We start from the raw sequence: 15,552 nt of genomic DNA, 5'->3' as shown, positions 1-15,552 counted from the left end.
AAAATTATATTTGTCTCTCTTCTTTTTTACAGACGGCTGCAAGCAAACGGTTGCCGAACGATGAAGTTGATTCACAGCCTCCAAGATCGGGCGTGCATACACCGCTGTTAATCAAATCGGCAATCGATTCTTCGACGAGGCAAGCTTCACGTTTCATCCCGAAATACTCAAGCATCATTGCCGCACTTCGGATCGCAGCAACTGGATTTGCTATACCCTTACCGGCAATATCCGGAGCACTCCCGTGGACCGGCTCGAAAAATGCATGCGTATCCCCTATGTTCGCACTCGGAAGCATGCCAAGTCCTCCTGTGAGATACCCGCAGACATCGCTTAAGATATCACCAAACATGTTTGTCGTAACGATCACATCATAATTTTTCGGATGCTGCAAAACATCAAGACACAAAGCATCGATAAACACCGCTTTTGTCTGTATCCCAAATGACGCAGCGACTTCGCTGCAGGTATCCCTGAAAAGCAGATCCGATTTAAGCACGTTCCCTTTGTATCCGATAACGAGCGGACTTTTAGAATTTCGTTCCAAAATAAGAGAGCAGGCTTTCTCTGCAATTCGTTTGGAACCTGCCTTCGTCACCACACGGAGGGTCGTCGACCTCTCCTCACCAATCTCCTCGATGCCTGAATAAAGTCCCTCGGTATTCTCCCGGACGATCATCATATCGGCGGGTGACCCTTGGCCCGATGAACGAAGGGGTCTGATGGGACGAAGATTTGCATACAGATCGAGTTCGTGTCTGATCTGCAAAAGAACGCTCCGGTAATTCGGGTCAGGAGGGGTTGTCACGGCCCCGAATAAAATCGCGTCTGCCCCTTTCAGTTCACGAATATCATCCGGGGAACAGGCGGACCCGCTTCTCTCCCATTTGGCAAGGCCGAGTTCGACCTCATAAAAATCCGCATCGGGAAGAAAATGCTCAAGAATCTTTTGAGCTTCAGGGATAACCTCAGGCCCGATACCATCCCCGTTCACGACAGCGATACGAAGGCTCATGGTTCACCCTGCATGGAGAGATAGGCATTCAGCCCACCAGCAGACAGTATCTCCTTCATACGGTTCGAGAGCGGCTTTGCCTGATAAACGGCATTTGATGTTTTGACATACGAATCATCGGTGTCAAAGGAAATGATATCACCATTTTCGCACACAACATCCGCCTCAAAGACATACAATCCAAGATTAACACAGTTTCGGAAAAAGATCCTCGCAAAAGACGGAGCGACGACGGCACGTACCCCCGCTTCCTTGAGAGCAGCAGCAGCCTGCTCGCGGGATGATCCGCAGCCGATATTTTTCCCGGCAACCAACACGGCGCCGTTCAGTCGTCCGGCAATACTCTTATCATAATCTTCGAAGGCATGCTCCACCCACACCGACCGGTCGATCGTCCTAAGATAACGACCGGCGATGATCATGTCGGTATCCACATCCTCCCCGATCACAACGGCATGTCCAGATATGATCATCGGTTCAAACCTCCCTTCCATTCATCCGGCGACCTGATCTCGCCGCAAAGAGCGCTAACAGCAGCCGTCGACGGAGAACAGAGATAATACTCGGCACCAACCCCCATCCGATTCCTGAAATTCCGGTTCGCTGTGGACAGACCCACCTCGCCTCCCCCAAGGACACCCATATGTGCCCCAAGACAGGGGCCGCAGCCGGGCGGACAGATTACGCAGCCCGCCTCAAGTATGTCGGACAGGACACCAGTCGACAGAGCCTTCGCATATGCATCCTTCGAAGCAGGCGTAACGATCGTCCTGACGGCGACTTTTTTACCTCTGACGATTTCAGCGAACCGTTTGAGATCCTCAAACCGTCCGTTTGTACAGGTACCCATAAATACCTGATCGATCTGGGTGCCCGAATACTCTGTAACGGGTACTGCGTTATCGACCCGGTGAGGTATGGCAAGAAGCGGTTCAATATCGTCAAGATCAAGGTAAATCTCGGATTCATAACTGCAGTCTTCGGGTTTCTGCAGAGAAATTGTTTTCTCGTCCGCTCCGTAGGTTATCAAATGTTCGCGGGTCAACGCATCAGCATAGAATAATCCGGTCTTTGCCCCGGTCTCGACGGCCATGTTAGATAACGTCAGTCTTCCTTCGACCGGCATGCCGGCGGCTCCGTCACCGATAAACTCCAGAGCTTTGTAGGTCCCGCCGTCCATCCCAAGTGCCTTTACATAAGATAGTGCGACATCCTTCGGCTCGGTATGACCGGAAAGTTTGCCGGACAGCACTATACTAATAGATTCGGGAACTCTAAACCAGGTCCCGCCGGTCGCCCAGATCCCCGCCATATCGGTTGCTCCGACACCGGTTGAAAATGCGCCGAGTGCCCCGAGAGTACAGGAATGCGAATCCGCCCCGACAACGATCTCACCCGGTAGGCAGACTCCTTCGCTCATTATCTGATGACAGATCCCGCAGCCGACCTCGTGGAAATGCATCCCGTTCTGTCGGGAAAACTTCCGAAGATCTCCCTGAAGATCGGCCGTAACCGAGTTGTTCGCCGGCGAGATGTGATCATATATTATAGATAATTTTTCAGGATTGACAACGGACTTGTTTTGGATCCGGAAATTTTCGAATGCGACCAGTGCCTGGGCACCGGTCCCGTCGTGGGCAAATGCCCGATCAACCATCCGGTCGACATACGTACCTTCGGCCGAGCCGAGAATCCGTTCGGAAAGTGTGTCTGCCATCTTCATCCCGTCCTGGCTTTATCAGAGCCCGATGTCTTTTTCAATTCAGTCTCCTGCCTTGTCTCGGAAATTACCGAGAGAAGAACATCATGAGTGATGCTCTGCTTTGTCTCGCTGATCGATTTGATCCGCTCAAGAATTACATCGACCTCGCCTGGGACCGGGTTGTATCCAAGGGTCGTCAGAATATACTCGAGTCCTTTTCTTCCGGTATGTTTGCCGAGAATGAACTTCTGCTCGGCCCCGACCATCTCAGGCGGATAATACTCGTAGGTATTTCTGTCCTGAATCAAAGCCGCGATGTGGATCCCGCTCTCATGACAGAAGGCATGTTCGCCCACAACAGGTTTTGTCTTTGCGATTTTGATACCGGAATAGGTTTCCACAGTTCTCGAAAGAGTCTGAAGAGCAGAGAGATCATACCGATCGACGCCCCCCTGCATTCTGAGTGCGACGAGAACTTCTTCAAGAGAAGCGTTCCCGCAACGCTCGCCGATTCCGTTAACGGTCGTGTGAAGCTGAAATGCCCCGGCCTGGGCTGCGGTAAACGTGTTGGCACTCGCAAAACCCATGTCATTGTGACAGTGAACACACAGAGGGTTTTTCAGCCAGGTGGACAGTACACGTACGGTCTCGTACATCGAAAGAGGCGTCATACAGCCGACCGTATCGGCATAACTGCTGTAGGAGGCTCCCCGGTCAGCTCCTTTCGCATACATCTCTTTCAAAAATGCCGTATCTGTTCTCGACGCATCCTCTGCAGAGAATCGAACCTTAATTCCGTGATCAAGAGCATAATCCAGCATGCCAAGAGCGAGATCAAGCATCTCTTCCCGGGTCTTCTTGTATTTTATACGGAGATGCAGATCCGATGTCGCGAAAAACAGACTGACAAGATCGACGCCGCAGTCTATCGCTGCGTCGATATCGCTTTGGACACAGCGAGATAAACAGCAGATATCTGACGGCAGATCCATCTCGACGATGGAACGCACGCTGCGTTTTTCGTATTCGGATACGCTGGGAAACCCTGCTTCGATGATATCGATGCCGATATCGGAAAGGCGCTGGGCGATATCCTGTTTTTCTTCGCAGGTAAAAGACACCCCAGGCGTCTGTTCACCATCCCTGAGCGTTACATCGCATATTTCAACATTCAATGGTTTCATGATTTTCTCCAGAGGGGCATTCCCCTTCAACGACCAGAATTCCAAGGCCGGTTTTTTCATTGATTCCTTTTTCAATCAGCTCTGCAAGACGAGGATCATCAGCCGAAACGACCGTGGGAGTAAACGGGGCCAGATAGGGCAGAATATCCGGGCAGTCTTGGCCGCCGGTCATGCCCAGTTTTCTGTTTTTCAAAATAATACAGAACAGAGAGCGGTGCTTTTCGTAAATATCGATGAGGGCATTCAGCCCCGAGTGCAAAACCGCATAATCACCCATGAGGGCAATCTTCGTGCTCGTCAAAGCTACCGCCGGAGAAGAACCGAGTCCGTAGTTCGCAAGAGAATAGGAAAACGGCGGATTCTTGGAGAGAAGCGAACAGCCGGTATCGCAGATCGCGGCAGTATTATTCTGAGAGAGCGTGTTTTTCAGGAAAGAAAACAACGGTTTATACGGACAGTTTCTGCAGACCGTTCGGTAATGACCCCGGGACGCGAACGTCTCGGGGACGATCTTTTCACGGATCATGTCACTTTTCATAACGGCAGTGATGTTCTCTGCGTATTCGCATTTCCCTCTCATCGTCAGATCATCCGGGAAGAGTATCCCGTATCCGTTTCTTCGTTTTGGAAGGGAAACATCCGATATTTTGGCATCCAAAACTGCCGGAGTGACCCGGATGATCGCAACCCTCGAGTAGGTTTCCGAACTCTGCATGGCCGCTTCAACTGAAAAGCAGAGTTCATCTGCCGCTGGTTCAAGGACCGGGACCGAGGCAACCTCACCGTATATTCTTGAATCCTGCCGGGTCTGGGATCCGCGAACCTCGGTATCGTCTCCTGCAATAATCACGACACCTGCCTTAAGTCCCTGATAGGTTGCTGAGACCAGGGGATCGGCAAGGGTATTCATGCCGGCATTTTTGACGATGACCACAGCTCTCTTCCCGGAAAGAGACATGCCAAGAGCATACTCGAGAGCAATTTTTTCATTGACCGTGTACTCGGCATCACATTTTTCTGCAAGATCCGTGACCGGATAGCCGGGAACTGCGTAACAAGCATCCGCCGCTTCTAAAACTGCCGAGGCAAATCCATCTTCCGCCTTCATGCCGTCACCTCCTCCGCACGTAAATCCGTCATTGGAGCAACATCACAGCCCATACACTTTGCGCACATCGTCCTGGCCTCTGACGGGTCAAGGCCGAAACGCAGAAGTTCACTTTTCAGGAATTCAGCAATGCCGAGAATGTCGGCCGCCGAAGGACGCGAGTAATCAGAAAGTTCTGACGAGGGAGTCAACGGACGGATGATCGGAATGATCCCGTTTTCAAGACACTGCATGATGCACCGTTTCATCTCGGCTTTGGATTCGCCGAGACCCAGAATGATGTTGGTATAGACACGGTTTTTTCCAAAAATTCCGACCGCTTCATTGAGAGAATCCCACAAGACATCCCGATCAAGTCCAGGACACATCTCGGCAAACAGTTTTTCAGTCGCGGTCTCAAGATTGAACTTCACCTCAGAAACGCCGAGCTCGAAGAGTTTTTTGGAAAGACCGGGGGTCGGATAAACCGAGACGCCGATCGGCAGATCAAAAACGCGGATCTTTTCGAGAATCGTAAAGAGACGTTCGTCCTCCTCCTTCATCGTCCCGACAACACCGCTCGTAAGAGATATGCACTCAATCGTATCCCGGGAACATGCATCCGTAATCAGAGAAACGATTTCATCCGGGGTTTTTGTGTGTTTTTCCTGGTTTGGAACATTACAATACCGGCATGAAAAAATGCAGCCCTCATTTATCGTGATATACGCCTGCTTTGGGCAGTGACAGCCGGTTTTTTCCACAAAACCGTCAACGGAAACCGGACCTTTCGGCCCATCGAACGTAAGAACCGCAGAGTCCCCAAAATTTACGATGTGAACTGGGCTCCCCTCATCCAGCGTCAGACGTATCCGGGAAACCCCATCGGAGAAAAACACCGACCCTCCTTTGCCGGAACCCGGACCTGCGGTGGACGAGAGCGAAGCAGGAAGCGGGATGCCGGTCACTTTTGCCGAACCGACGGCTAAAAGCTGGTGTTTGATTCGGCCAAGCTTATGTGTATCTGCAGTCTTCGAGACGCTGGTCATATCAAAAGGGCCTCGGCGTAATTCGTGTAAAAGGGTATCGCCGCCGCTGCTCCGATGATACCCCGTCCTTCGATCCGTACATCCAGATGAGGGCGAACTGCCGCAAAATCATCCAAGGTCACCTCACCGGCTTTGACTTTTCTTGCATACGGCATGATCGCTGACGGATCAAAACCGATGTAGGCACAAAGACCGGTCTCATCCGAAAGCGTGTATTTCCTGACCAGAGCTTCGAACCGGTCGATGAGTTTCTCGGGTTCCATAGTGGCAAATTCGCAGGCGAGAGCGACACAGTTTTTGGTCCGGTAGGGAACAGGAAAGAGCTGGGTTATCGTGTGGGAGAGATAACGGGAGCTGGGTGTTTCAACAGCCTTCGATATGTTGTGGGCAAGCGTCCAAGTCGCCCCCTCCTCCGGCGTATCCGTGTCGTCGAGACCAATGATGACCCTAGTATATCTCGGCAGATAAATGGTCGAGCCGGCGACTTTACCCCCTCCGCAGACATCACAGGTATGACGCAAGACACCTCCGGCGGTCGCACGGCAGATACTTGCCCCGACGCCTCCGCCTCCAAGGCCGAGGTAGGAGACGGCGATTTCCGACTCGGTTACTTCCGCTCCGCAAATTCCTGCAGGAAAGTATGACCCTTCAAGCTTGAGGCTGACATCGCCGGTATCAAGCATAAACCGCTGGGTATTGGAAACGATGCGGGAACTTTTGACGAGCGGACTTTTCGCATAATGATTTTTCACCCACATCGCCCCGCCCATACAGTCGAACCTCTCAATAAGTTCAACTGTTTTGCCGTCTTCTGATGCGAGTGCAAGAATCTCAGGATAGGATATGGAATAGGGATTGTCGATTATACAGGGTTCTTCAGTCATAGGTATCAGCAGATTTTTGTAGCCGATATTTTCGTAAACGAAAATCTCGTTAACAAATATGTGTGCCTGACCGGATATAAGGATTTGTGTTGAGCCTGAAAAATCACGGCTGGATAAAATACTAATCCTCCAAAGCCCAATTTACTATCAATCATGTGGGACTCGTTAAAAGAACAGATACAGGAAATCGGCTGTGTGAAAATGACCGGGGCGGATGCTTCAGCCTACATAAACAATAATGAAATCATTTTTGTCTACGAAGGAAATAAACTCGCAATAAAAACGGCCCCGGAATCGCCGATCACCATCCGTCACATCGGCGGGGGGACGGTCAAACTCACCTACAAATTCATCGAAGTACTGGCAAAAATAGAAAGACCTGAATGATGATATTCCCAAAAGAGTGTAAATTCGTGGGCAATGCCGCCACATCTCCCCTCGGCGAGAAGGTGTATTTCCTCACAGAATATCTGATCCATCCGACGCTGGACGGAGTTGAGGTGCTGAAAATACTGCCGAAAGACGGCATTGGACTCATGCGGGAGATCGAATCGGTGGAACTCGTCGCAGGACCAGAGGATACCGTTGTATGGAAAGAAGAGGTAAATACCCATGACCGGGCAGGTCTGGTCAGAAAAGCGCTTTCGACAAAGAAACGATGCACCGTCTTTGGAAAAGAGGACGATCACATGACATTCGTGTGTGATCCCGACCTTTCAACGTTTGAAACGGTCCACGTCTTCGACATCACGCCGCCGAATCCTTCCCTTGTCGATACGCTCAACGGGCTAGAATCGCTCGGCTTTTTCGAAACCGAAAACATCGTCTTCGATCACCACATCAGAGACATCAGTAAACTCGACACGGAAGTCTATCCCTGCAGAGCCGGCGGATTTCCCCATACGCTGGACCGGGACATCCCGCCGAAAGGATCACGGATCGCCTGTTGCCGGACCGGCAGACAGATTTGTCACGAAAATTACGGTTACGATTTCGAGTTCGAAGACATCTGCCCGATCACGCAGGTAAACAGAGAGCCGTTCATCGCACGGTGCTGCCGTGCGGAAAACAGCGGGATAGGCATGTACAACGGATACTTCGGCGCAGTGGTTCACTGGGGAGCAAACCCGAAAACCATTGCCGATGCACTTTTTGCAATGATAAAAGAATGGAGAGAACGAAATGATTAAACTCGGATTCCACGTATCGATCGCCGGCTCCTTACCTCTTGCCGTGTCCAGGGCCCAGGAAGCGGGATGCGACACCTTCCAGATATTTACGCGGAGTCCGCGTGTCTGGGCTGCCAAACCGATTGAACCCTCGATTGCAGAAGCGTTTATCGATGCATTAAACATTTCGGGAATCGGGCCGGTCGTTGATCACATGCCCTACCTTCCAAATCCGGCAGCAGAAAAACCCGAGATATATGCAAGATCGATTTTCACCATGACCGAAGAGCTTGACCGCTGCGATCAGCTCAAAATCCCCTATCTCGTGACCCATCTGGGTCATCACGGAAAAGAAGACGGACATAAAAAAGGTCAGGAGAAAGTCATCGCGGCGATCGGTCAGGCGCTGGATGAGTCGGAAGGCGAGACAATGATCCTGCTCGAAAACACCGCGAACGAAAAAAATACCGTTGGGGGAACATTCACGGACATAGGCGTGATCTCCGACGCTCTTTCAAACGAACGAAGGGTCGGATTTTGTTTTGACACCTGTCATGCAGCAGCAGCCGGCTACGATTTGAAAGGTCACGGGGCGGAGACCGTGTTCGGCTGGTTCAATGATGAGGCAGGAAGCCTTGATCGACTCAAAGTCATTCATCTCAACGACATGAAAGGCGGGGTCGGTTCCCATCTGGACCGACACGAACATCTGGGGCTTGGATATCTTGGAGAAGAGACCATTCATGATGTCCTGACGTTTCCAAAGATCTCGCACTGCGCCTTCATTATGGAGACCCCCTCTGACGAAATCAGGACCGATAAAGATAACCTGGCCGTCGCACGAAGACTGGCCGTGTAATTTCAGTATGAGCGAAAGCTCAAAAATCAGGGAAGCGGATGAAAGCCCAGTGCCGAAACGAGTTCGTCGACGTTCAAAACGACCTCTGCCTCCATCTCGAGCATGAGATTCACCCGTTCATTCCCGCTGAACTTCCGGAAATCCGTCCTGAGAGCTATCACCCGTTTTCCGGATGCAAATGCATATCCCATTTCCCAGGCGGTCCCAGAATCCGCATCCGATCCGTCGATGACCCCGACAACGATATCCGCTCTTTTCAGTTCAGATAGATTTTTTTCATAGATAATTTGTTCACGGGATCCCTCTCTACCGTCTTCGGTGTCAGCGGCCTCCTGAGGGAGATACACGAAAAAGAAATTCTGTCGAAGAACTTCAACAAGATAGGCATTATACCGGCGTTCGGCCTCCGAAAAAAGCGGCGATGCCAGATATATCCGGTATTTTGCAAAAACACGAGCGTCAACCGCGCAGAAGTGGGAGAATCTTTTCAGAAAAACACCCGGACCAACAGACTTCTCATTCGTGAAATATGTGGTTGTTACCCCGCAGGTCGGAGATGAGTTTACGCCAAGAATGCAGATAGGCTCGCCTTTCACCGAAATCAGGTCCCTTACCTCCTCCTCCAATCGATCGAGAAGAGCCGAAAACTCCGGGGTATCAAGCCTTTCGGTAAATGACCCGGGGGATCGGGGAGTTCCAAGATACAGCGTCTCCGGACACGGCAGCGGAACAATATCGATACCGAACTCCTCGCATCTTTTTCTGCATTTTATGAAAACCTCACGGTCTTCATCGGTTGTAATGCCGTCAGCACGAAGATTTTCATGCAAAACACAGGGTGAAGCGAGGATAAACATGAGTATACTATTTGTATCAGGAAGACATAAATAAAGATCATGGGCATTCTGATCTCACTCATTGCATACCGCGACAACTCCTGTGATCCGAAAAAATGTACTGTCAAAAAACTGCAAAAATTCGGGATGATCAATGTCGTTAATAAAATCACTCATGTGCCTAAAACCACGCTCCTCCTTGACCCCACCGCCGAATACGTAATATCACCCCCGGATAGAAAATGGGTCACATCCATCACGGCACTGGACTGCTCATGGATCGTGCTTGATACTACCAACCTCAATCCCTGGAAAAACCGGCGTGCCCTGCCGTTTCTCGTTGCCGCAAACCCGGTGAATTTTGGAAAACCCTTCACGCTTACCTCGGTCGAGGCAATAGCGGCAGCTCTCGTGATTCTCGGAGAGCAGGAGCAGGCCGTACGTATTCTGGAAAAATTCAACTGGGGGCTGAATTTCCTCAAACTCAACGAAGAGCCACTGGAAGAGTATGCCAACGCAAAAAACAGCGAAGAAGTTCTTAAAATACAGAGCGAATATATCGGATAATCACCCTCAAACCAATATTTATACCTTAACAAAACAGATGAATAGCTACTATGGGAGAGGTGCTCATTTTAATCGGCTGTCCCCAGATCCCTGTACAGTCCCCGCTTGTTCTGTACATCGCAGACTTTCTGCAGGATGCTGGGCACCATCCGGTCGTTGCGGCAAATCCGTCAGCAAAGCAGCTCGTAAAAACCAGTGATCCGAAAAGTCATTATGTCTCGGAATACAAAGACGTCGAGAAAGCCATTGGAGAACTGGCCGACGGAACGGTCCAGTATCCGCTGATAATTTCCCTGATCCACAACGATGCGGGACTTACTTACACGGCTACAACGTCTGCAGTAGCCCCGAAATCTCTCCTTATTTCGGTGCTTTTCGGCGAACATGCATATGATCTCGCTGAAGAGATCGAATATCCAACAGAAAAAGTCGTGGCTCCGGTGACGCACAACACCCGGCCCCTTCTCATAAAATTAGATGAGGTACTCGAATGGGCTGTCTTGAAAATATGAACTACGAGATTCTGGCAAAGAACTGCAGTTTCAAAGAAGCACGGGAGATCATCAGAAAAAATAGTACGGAAAAATACGAAGTCCCTCCCGGATTCAAACTGCTCGAAAAAGCTCTCATCGGGATACCGCCGCTTATCGTCGGCGTTGCCAATGAAAAACTCGTTTATGCCTACACGAAACCCTGTCACGGCACGTTTGTCGTCGTCGTCGAGGATCCTGAGGGCGTCGATCATGTTCGCCGAAACGGAAAACCCGTCTTTTAATGACCGATCTTCTCCTCTCATCACTGGTCATCGCGGTCGGCCTCGCGATGGATTCGTTCTCCGTATCGCTCGCCGGCGGTGCAGCGCTCAAAGATAATATCGTAAAAACAGCGGTGACTGCCGGAATATTTTTCGGATTTTTCCAGTTTGCCATGCCGCTCTTAGGATGGGGGATCGGGGTCCCCATCACGCAGGTGATCGATCCGTTCGGCTACTGGATCGTAGTAGGTCTGTTCTTTTTTATCGGCGGAAAAATGATCTGGGACAGTTTTTCCGGAGATGAAGAGGGAATCAGTCTGATTGGATGGAAAGTGCTGCTGCTTTTAGCCGTTGCAACGAGCATAGATGCCCTCGCCGTTGGAATAAGTTTTGCTTTGATCGGCGAGGCAGTCCTTCTCCCGGCAGTGATCATCGGCGTGGTCGCCTTTCTGTTCTCATTTTTTGGGGTCCTCGCGGGTCACAAACTCAGCAGTATCCTTGGAAACAAAATGCAGATTCTGGGAGGAGTTATCCTCGTTCTGATCGGCATCAAATTTTTAATCGAATACTGTCTGTGAATCAGGCAAGACCCAAAAGATTGGCGATACGTTCGGCTGATGCCTGGATCCGAGCCCCGGCGCCGTCAAAATCGATCGAGTCGAGTGCTGCCTCATTTTCCAGATTGGTTACCGGCATGGTAAGGATCTGGTGCAGGAAATCATCCGGATCGTCAGGAGAGAGCTCGTCAAGCGAAGGAATGAACCCAAGATCAAGCAGTGAAGAGGTGTCTGTCGTATTGACGGATGAAAGGGTTCCAATGATATCTTCAGTTTCGCTTTGCGTTACGCCTTCTTTGGTGAAGGTAAACCCGAAGAGTTCCACCGTTATATCGAACTTTTCCGTCACCGATTCGTTTGAAAGGAGATTATCGGTGACCGGAGTAACGTAAATATGACCAACCGTTTCATTGCCCATGACGATGTCGGTCGTCTGTGTCCCAAGACTGATACAGCCGGCACTAGAAACGAGCAAAACTGTCAGCAAAAGAACAGCCGGAATGTATTTCATTGAAAGAGCATTAGCGGCACGAACAGAAAAACCTTGTCTCGCCGGCGTTAGACGTATTTGTAAGAAAAGTCAACATATGAGGCATGCTTGAAATCCTCAAAGAATCCCTTCTGACATGTCCTATGGTCAAACGGGAAAAAGACGGGGTGGTCTATAATTATTTCATCAATCCTCTGACAGACGGCATCCCGGAAGTCACGGCGGAACTTCTGCGTGATGTGACGGCGGCGATGATGGTGTCCCTCGATCTGAAAAACGTCGATAAGATCGTGGTATCCGAGGCAATGGGAATCCACATAGGGACTGCGCTAACTCTTGCGACCGGCATTCCCTTCGTTGTTATCAGAAAACGGGAATACCGTCTGCCGGGCGAAGTCGTCATCGGTCAGGAGACCGGATACTCCAAAGGAACCCTCTATATGAACTGTGTGCATAAAGGCGACAGAGTCGTGATCATTGACGATGTCATCAGTACCGGCGGCACGATCAAAGGGATCCTCCCGGCACTGAAAATTGCCGGGGCGGAACTTGTGGATATTCTCTTTGTTGTGAACAGAGGATCTCCAGATATCGGCATTCCCTACAAAACACTTGTCACGATCGATGTTGACGAAAACGGTGTGAAGATCATTGATTCAGCTTTCTGAAGTTATTACCCAGCTAAAAAGCCGAAATGCAAAAAGGATCGCAGTTCAGCTGCCCGAAGGGCTGAAACGACAAGCAGCGGAGATCTCCAGAGCTCTAAAAGAGGAGGGGTTCGATGTCCTGATCAGCGGAGATGCCTGCTGGGGAGCCTGCGATCTGAGTCTGGATGCTTTGGAGTGGGCGGATGTTCTCGTCCATGTCGGGCACACCCCGGTGACTCCGGAAAAAAACGTCATCTATCTCCCATTCCAGCAGGACATTCCCCTTGAAATTCTGGAATCCGCCGTGCCTCAACTCAAGAAATATGCATCGGTCGGGGTCACAACGACGATCCAGCACGCCCATCAGACAAAGGCAATCTGCAGGTGGCTGAATGAACACGGAGTGAACGCCGTGATCGGAGAGGGATCCTCGCGAACCCCGCTCGACGGCCAGGTTCTTGGATGTACCTATGCTTCGGCAAAAAATGCAAACGCCGAAGCATACCTGTTCATCGGGACCGGCGTTTTTCATGCGATCGGCGTATCGCTTGCCACGAAAAAACCAACCTTCTCTCTCGACCCGTTCGCCGACGGTATCCTGCAGGAAGTTTCTGCCGACCGTCTTTTGAGAAAACGGTTTGCTCAGATCGAAAAGGCAAAAAGTGCGAAAACATTCGGGATCCTGCTCTCTTCCAAATCGGGTCAGGCACGCCGTGAACTTGCTGAACGGCTTGCCACCTTGAACGAAAATGCCACGGTCATTCTGATTCGGGAGATATCCGAGATGCAGCTGAGAAATCTCGGCTTCGATGCCTATGTGAATACAGCATGCCCGAGACTTGCTCTGGATGACCAGAGCCGGTTTCCCGTGCCGGTCCTCTCGCCTGCCGAATTTGAGATCGTTCTTGGAAAACGCAGTTGGGACGATTATGTCATCGATGAAATTTTACCATGAAACTCAGACAACTTGAGATGTGCCTGCAGAAGGTACAGGGATTTCACTCGCCGGTTGCCGAACTTGAACAATATATGACGCCTGCCCCGCTTGCAGCGAGGCTTCTGCACGAAGCAGCCCTGGCCGGCGATATCGAAGGCATGACGGTCGTAGATCTTGGCTGCGGTACAGGAATGCTTTCGATAGGGGCGGCACTCCTTGGAGCATCGGTCACTGGTGTCGATATAGACGAAGCTGCCCTGAAAATTGCCAGAAAAAATGCTGAAAAGTTCGGGGTCGATATCGAATGGCTGCGAATGCGCATCGATGAAACCGCCGAACCGCTTTCTGCAGATACGGTCCTGATGAATCCCCCGTTCGGGGCGCAGAAAGAGCATGCCGACCGGCCGTTTATCGACTTCGCTCTCCTGACGGCGCCAGTCTGCTATGGGATCTTCAACAAAGGCAGCATCCCGTTTCTCGAAGCATACACAAAAAATACAGCTGTTATCACCTCAAAAACGGCAGCCATGCTGAATATTCCAAAACAATTCGCTTTCCACACAAAAGAACATCTGGAGATCCCGGTTGAGATCATCCGTTTAGAGAGAATATCATGAACGATCTTACAAAACGCATTGCCGGTCTTGCCGCAGGTCACGGGGCAGCGGACTTTTACATCCCCGTGGTTCCGGCTATCCTCCCGGCACTGATTCCGATATTTACCGAGCAGGGGATCACCTCCTATGCAATGGCAGGATGTCTGTTTACCCTCGTCACGCTAACTATGGTAATATTCCAGCCATTGACCGGCTGGATGATCGATAAGGGTCGGTGGGTCCCGGGGATATCCTGGTGTATTCTTATTACCGGCCTTGCCATCGCGGTATTCGGATTTACCCAGAATTACTGGGTGCTTCTCACCATGGCAGTGGTTGCAGGAGCTGGAAATTCCATGTTCCATCCGAATGCCTACCAGCAGATCCATCAGTTCACCACCTCGGCAAATCGCGGAACGTTCCTTTCGCTCTTCTCGGTCGGTGGATCCTTTGGATACGGAGCGGCACCTCTCGTTACCGGAGCATTATTTGCATGGGGAGGATTCCCGGCACTTATATGGCTCATTATTCCAGCAGTCATTGTGGCAGTTTTACTGAGGAAACACCAGCAGAAACCGGCGTTCCTTCCACCGAAATCCGTGGATACAGAGACGGTAAAACCGAAATGGAGAAACGCCGTTTTTGTTCTCGGCATAAGTTCACTTCGAACTTGGGTCTACTACGGATTTCTCGCCTTTGCCGCCGTCTATCTAACCACATATGCAGGAGTTGATTACCTTCTGGCGACTGGTGTTGTCAGCTGTATGATCTTTGCAGGAATGTTCGGCACCCTCATCGCCGGACCTCTATCCGACAAGATCGGAAGAAAAGAGGTTATGTTCACGGCTTATATCGGAGCGACGGCTGCCTACTTCGGCATATTTCTCCTATCAGGAGTTGGGTCGGTCATATCTCTCGTGATTGCCGGATTTTTCATGATGGCGACTGCCTCTGTTGAAATCGCAACAGTCCAGGAACTTATGCCGGGAAGTGTCGGACTTGCATCCGGAATCATAATCGGCATCCCCCAAGGGTTAGCAGCCGTGGCGATTATGGTTATCGGCATTATGGCGGATGCCATAGGTATGCCGACAGCATTATTCTCGCAGGTATGGCTGATGGTTGCCGCCATCGTTCTCTGCATTGCTCTCCCATATCCGCTGAAACTGCTTAACCGTACCCATAAACCTGTTGAATAACTCAGTTGGAATCCTCAACA

General features: G+C 50.7%; 20 protein-coding genes. 11 read left to right on the top strand and 9 right to left on the bottom strand.

Going from position 1 to position 15,552, the window contains the following annotated elements; genetic code table 11:
• Window positions 1-4: 4 nt before the first annotated feature.
• Genes MLAB_RS01210 through mmp11 form a run of 7 tightly spaced genes read right to left on the bottom strand, consistent with a single transcriptional unit; the run spans window position 5 to window position 6,921 of the window.
• Entirely contained in the window at window positions 5-1,015 is a 1,011-nt protein-coding gene (locus tag MLAB_RS01210; protein WP_011832612.1) for an isocitrate/isopropylmalate dehydrogenase family protein, read from the bottom strand.
• Window positions 1,012-1,488: a LeuD/DmdB family oxidoreductase small subunit gene (locus MLAB_RS01205; RefSeq protein WP_011832611.1), complete on the bottom strand. Its 477-nt coding sequence runs from the start codon at window positions 1,486-1,488 to the stop codon at window positions 1,012-1,014. Before MLAB_RS01205 ends, MLAB_RS01210 begins: the two co-directional genes overlap by 4 nt.
• A complete protein-coding gene (locus tag MLAB_RS01200) occupies window positions 1,485-2,738 on the bottom strand; it encodes an aconitase/3-isopropylmalate dehydratase large subunit family protein (RefSeq protein ID WP_011832610.1) in 1,254 nt (417 codons plus the stop codon). Before MLAB_RS01200 ends, MLAB_RS01205 begins: the two co-directional genes overlap by 4 nt.
• On the bottom strand, window positions 2,735-3,901 hold the full coding sequence (locus tag MLAB_RS01195) for a homocitrate synthase family protein (RefSeq protein WP_011832609.1): 1,167 nt from the start codon (window positions 3,899-3,901) through the stop codon (window positions 2,735-2,737). The genes MLAB_RS01200 and MLAB_RS01195 overlap by 4 nt, the downstream gene beginning before the upstream one ends.
• Complete coding sequence (locus MLAB_RS01190) at window positions 3,882-5,009, bottom strand: thiamine pyrophosphate-dependent enzyme (protein WP_011832608.1); 1,128 nt, start codon at window positions 5,007-5,009, stop codon at window positions 3,882-3,884. Before MLAB_RS01190 ends, MLAB_RS01195 begins: the two co-directional genes overlap by 20 nt.
• Window positions 5,006-6,037 (bottom strand): radical SAM protein, encoded by a 1,032-nt coding sequence (locus MLAB_RS01185; protein ID WP_011832607.1) that lies wholly within the window; start codon window positions 6,035-6,037, stop codon window positions 5,006-5,008. Before MLAB_RS01185 ends, MLAB_RS01190 begins: the two co-directional genes overlap by 4 nt.
• A complete protein-coding gene (mmp11, locus tag MLAB_RS01180; RefSeq protein WP_011832606.1) occupies window positions 6,034-6,921 on the bottom strand; it encodes a methanogenesis marker protein 11 in 888 nt (295 codons plus the stop codon). The genes MLAB_RS01185 and mmp11 overlap by 4 nt, the downstream gene beginning before the upstream one ends.
• Before the next feature lie 153 nt (window positions 6,922-7,074).
• Here mmp11 and MLAB_RS01175 point away from each other — a divergent pair, with 153 nt between their 5' ends.
• The 3 genes from MLAB_RS01175 to MLAB_RS01165 are packed head-to-tail and all read left to right on the top strand — an operon-like array spanning window position 7,075 to window position 8,949.
• Window positions 7,075-7,308, top strand: coding sequence for a hypothetical protein (locus tag MLAB_RS01175; protein ID WP_011832605.1), 234 nt, complete (start codon window positions 7,075-7,077; stop codon window positions 7,306-7,308).
• Entirely contained in the window at window positions 7,305-8,111 is an 807-nt protein-coding gene (locus MLAB_RS01170; RefSeq protein WP_011832604.1) for a DUF7714 family protein, read from the top strand. The genes MLAB_RS01175 and MLAB_RS01170 overlap by 4 nt, the downstream gene beginning before the upstream one ends.
• Window positions 8,104-8,949 carry a deoxyribonuclease IV gene (locus MLAB_RS01165; RefSeq protein WP_011832603.1) on the top strand — a complete coding sequence of 282 codons (846 nt, stop codon included), beginning with the start codon at window positions 8,104-8,106 and terminating at the stop codon, window positions 8,947-8,949. Before MLAB_RS01170 ends, MLAB_RS01165 begins: the two co-directional genes overlap by 8 nt.
• A 26-nt stretch (window positions 8,950-8,975) precedes the next feature.
• On the opposite strand, the gene MLAB_RS01160 is transcribed toward MLAB_RS01165, so the two are convergent.
• Window positions 8,976-9,806, bottom strand: a complete 831-nt coding sequence (locus tag MLAB_RS01160; RefSeq protein ID WP_011832602.1) for a nucleoside 2-deoxyribosyltransferase — start codon at window positions 9,804-9,806, stop codon at window positions 8,976-8,978.
• Between the two features lie 39 nt (window positions 9,807-9,845).
• On the opposite strand from MLAB_RS01160, the gene MLAB_RS01155 reads away from it, so the two are divergent.
• The 4 genes from MLAB_RS01155 to MLAB_RS01140 are packed head-to-tail and all read left to right on the top strand — an operon-like array spanning window position 9,846 to window position 11,684.
• The gene (locus MLAB_RS01155) at window positions 9,846-10,352 is read left to right on the top strand and encodes a DUF367 family protein (RefSeq protein ID WP_011832601.1); all 507 of its coding nucleotides are present in this window, start codon (window positions 9,846-9,848) and stop codon (window positions 10,350-10,352) included.
• A 50-nt stretch (window positions 10,353-10,402) separates the two neighbouring features.
• Window positions 10,403-10,864, top strand: a complete 462-nt coding sequence (locus tag MLAB_RS01150; RefSeq protein WP_011832600.1) for a DUF1890 domain-containing protein — start codon at window positions 10,403-10,405, stop codon at window positions 10,862-10,864.
• Window positions 10,843-11,127, top strand: a complete 285-nt coding sequence (locus tag MLAB_RS01145; RefSeq protein ID WP_011832599.1) for a DUF1894 domain-containing protein — start codon at window positions 10,843-10,845, stop codon at window positions 11,125-11,127. Before MLAB_RS01150 ends, MLAB_RS01145 begins: the two co-directional genes overlap by 22 nt.
• Window positions 11,127-11,684: a manganese efflux pump MntP gene (locus tag MLAB_RS01140; protein WP_011832598.1), complete on the top strand. Its 558-nt coding sequence runs from the start codon at window positions 11,127-11,129 to the stop codon at window positions 11,682-11,684. Before MLAB_RS01145 ends, MLAB_RS01140 begins: the two co-directional genes overlap by 1 nt.
• 1 nt (window position 11,685) lies before the next feature.
• Here the strand turns inward: MLAB_RS01140 and MLAB_RS01135 are convergent, their stop codons facing one another.
• Complete coding sequence (locus tag MLAB_RS01135) at window positions 11,686-12,174, bottom strand: hypothetical protein (protein WP_011832597.1); 489 nt, start codon at window positions 12,172-12,174, stop codon at window positions 11,686-11,688.
• Window positions 12,175-12,257: 83 nt separating this feature from the next.
• Between MLAB_RS01135 and hpt the strand changes: the two genes are divergently transcribed.
• From hpt to MLAB_RS01115, 4 genes are read left to right on the top strand one after another with little or no spacing between them, the layout of a single operon-like run.
• Window positions 12,258-12,821, top strand: a complete 564-nt coding sequence (gene hpt, locus MLAB_RS01130; protein ID WP_011832596.1) for a hypoxanthine/guanine phosphoribosyltransferase — start codon at window positions 12,258-12,260, stop codon at window positions 12,819-12,821.
• Window positions 12,805-13,755, top strand: coding sequence for a diphthamide biosynthesis enzyme Dph2 (dph2, locus tag MLAB_RS01125; RefSeq protein ID WP_011832595.1), 951 nt, complete (start codon window positions 12,805-12,807; stop codon window positions 13,753-13,755). Before hpt ends, dph2 begins: the two co-directional genes overlap by 17 nt.
• On the top strand, window positions 13,752-14,354 hold the full coding sequence (locus MLAB_RS01120; protein WP_011832594.1) for an METTL5 family protein: 603 nt from the start codon (window positions 13,752-13,754) through the stop codon (window positions 14,352-14,354). The genes dph2 and MLAB_RS01120 overlap by 4 nt, the downstream gene beginning before the upstream one ends.
• On the top strand, window positions 14,351-15,532 hold the full coding sequence (locus tag MLAB_RS01115; protein ID WP_011832593.1) for an MFS transporter: 1,182 nt from the start codon (window positions 14,351-14,353) through the stop codon (window positions 15,530-15,532). The genes MLAB_RS01120 and MLAB_RS01115 overlap by 4 nt, the downstream gene beginning before the upstream one ends.
• The last annotated feature ends 20 nt before the right edge of the window (window positions 15,533-15,552 follow it).

Source organism: Methanocorpusculum labreanum Z (genome assembly GCF_000015765.1).
GTDB lineage: Archaea > Halobacteriota > Methanomicrobia > Methanomicrobiales > Methanocorpusculaceae > Methanocorpusculum > Methanocorpusculum labreanum.
The sequence above is the reverse complement of the archived record's forward strand: the minus strand, read 5'-3'. Positions and strand labels throughout refer to the sequence as shown.

Bases quoted from the DNA above. Each gene is read 5' to 3' on its own strand.
- MLAB_RS01115 (WP_011832593.1), top strand. From the start codon at position 14,351: ATGAACGATCTTACAAAACGCATTGCCGGTCTTGCCGCAGGTCACGGG.
- MLAB_RS01190 (WP_011832608.1), bottom strand. From the start codon at position 5,009: ATGAAGGCGGAAGATGGATTTGCCTCGGCAGTTTTAGAAGCGGCGGAT.
- MLAB_RS01200 (WP_011832610.1), bottom strand. From the start codon at position 2,738: ATGAAGATGGCAGACACACTTTCCGAACGGATTCTCGGCTCGGCCGAA.
- MLAB_RS01195 (WP_011832609.1), bottom strand. From the start codon at position 3,901: ATGAAACCATTGAATGTTGAAATATGCGATGTAACGCTCAGGGATGGT.
- mmp11 (WP_011832606.1), bottom strand. From the start codon at position 6,921: ATGACTGAAGAACCCTGTATAATCGACAATCCCTATTCCATATCCTAT.
- MLAB_RS01165 (WP_011832603.1), top strand. From the start codon at position 8,104: ATGATTAAACTCGGATTCCACGTATCGATCGCCGGCTCCTTACCTCTT.
- MLAB_RS01205 (WP_011832611.1), bottom strand. From the start codon at position 1,488: ATGATCATATCTGGACATGCCGTTGTGATCGGGGAGGATGTGGATACC.
- MLAB_RS01145 (WP_011832599.1), top strand. From the start codon at position 10,843: ATGGGCTGTCTTGAAAATATGAACTACGAGATTCTGGCAAAGAACTGC.
- hpt (WP_011832596.1), top strand. From the start codon at position 12,258: ATGCTTGAAATCCTCAAAGAATCCCTTCTGACATGTCCTATGGTCAAA.
- MLAB_RS01155 (WP_011832601.1), top strand. From the start codon at position 9,846: ATGGGCATTCTGATCTCACTCATTGCATACCGCGACAACTCCTGTGAT.
- MLAB_RS01160 (WP_011832602.1), bottom strand. From the start codon at position 9,806: ATGTTTATCCTCGCTTCACCCTGTGTTTTGCATGAAAATCTTCGTGCT.
- MLAB_RS01135 (WP_011832597.1), bottom strand. From the start codon at position 12,174: ATGAAATACATTCCGGCTGTTCTTTTGCTGACAGTTTTGCTCGTTTCT.
- MLAB_RS01210 (WP_011832612.1), bottom strand. From the start codon at position 1,015: ATGAGCCTTCGTATCGCTGTCGTGAACGGGGATGGTATCGGGCCTGAG.
- MLAB_RS01120 (WP_011832594.1), top strand. From the start codon at position 13,752: ATGAAACTCAGACAACTTGAGATGTGCCTGCAGAAGGTACAGGGATTT.
- MLAB_RS01150 (WP_011832600.1), top strand. From the start codon at position 10,403: ATGGGAGAGGTGCTCATTTTAATCGGCTGTCCCCAGATCCCTGTACAG.
- MLAB_RS01175 (WP_011832605.1), top strand. From the start codon at position 7,075: ATGTGGGACTCGTTAAAAGAACAGATACAGGAAATCGGCTGTGTGAAA.
- MLAB_RS01140 (WP_011832598.1), top strand. From the start codon at position 11,127: ATGACCGATCTTCTCCTCTCATCACTGGTCATCGCGGTCGGCCTCGCG.
- MLAB_RS01185 (WP_011832607.1), bottom strand. From the start codon at position 6,037: ATGACCAGCGTCTCGAAGACTGCAGATACACATAAGCTTGGCCGAATC.
- MLAB_RS01170 (WP_011832604.1), top strand. From the start codon at position 7,305: ATGATGATATTCCCAAAAGAGTGTAAATTCGTGGGCAATGCCGCCACA.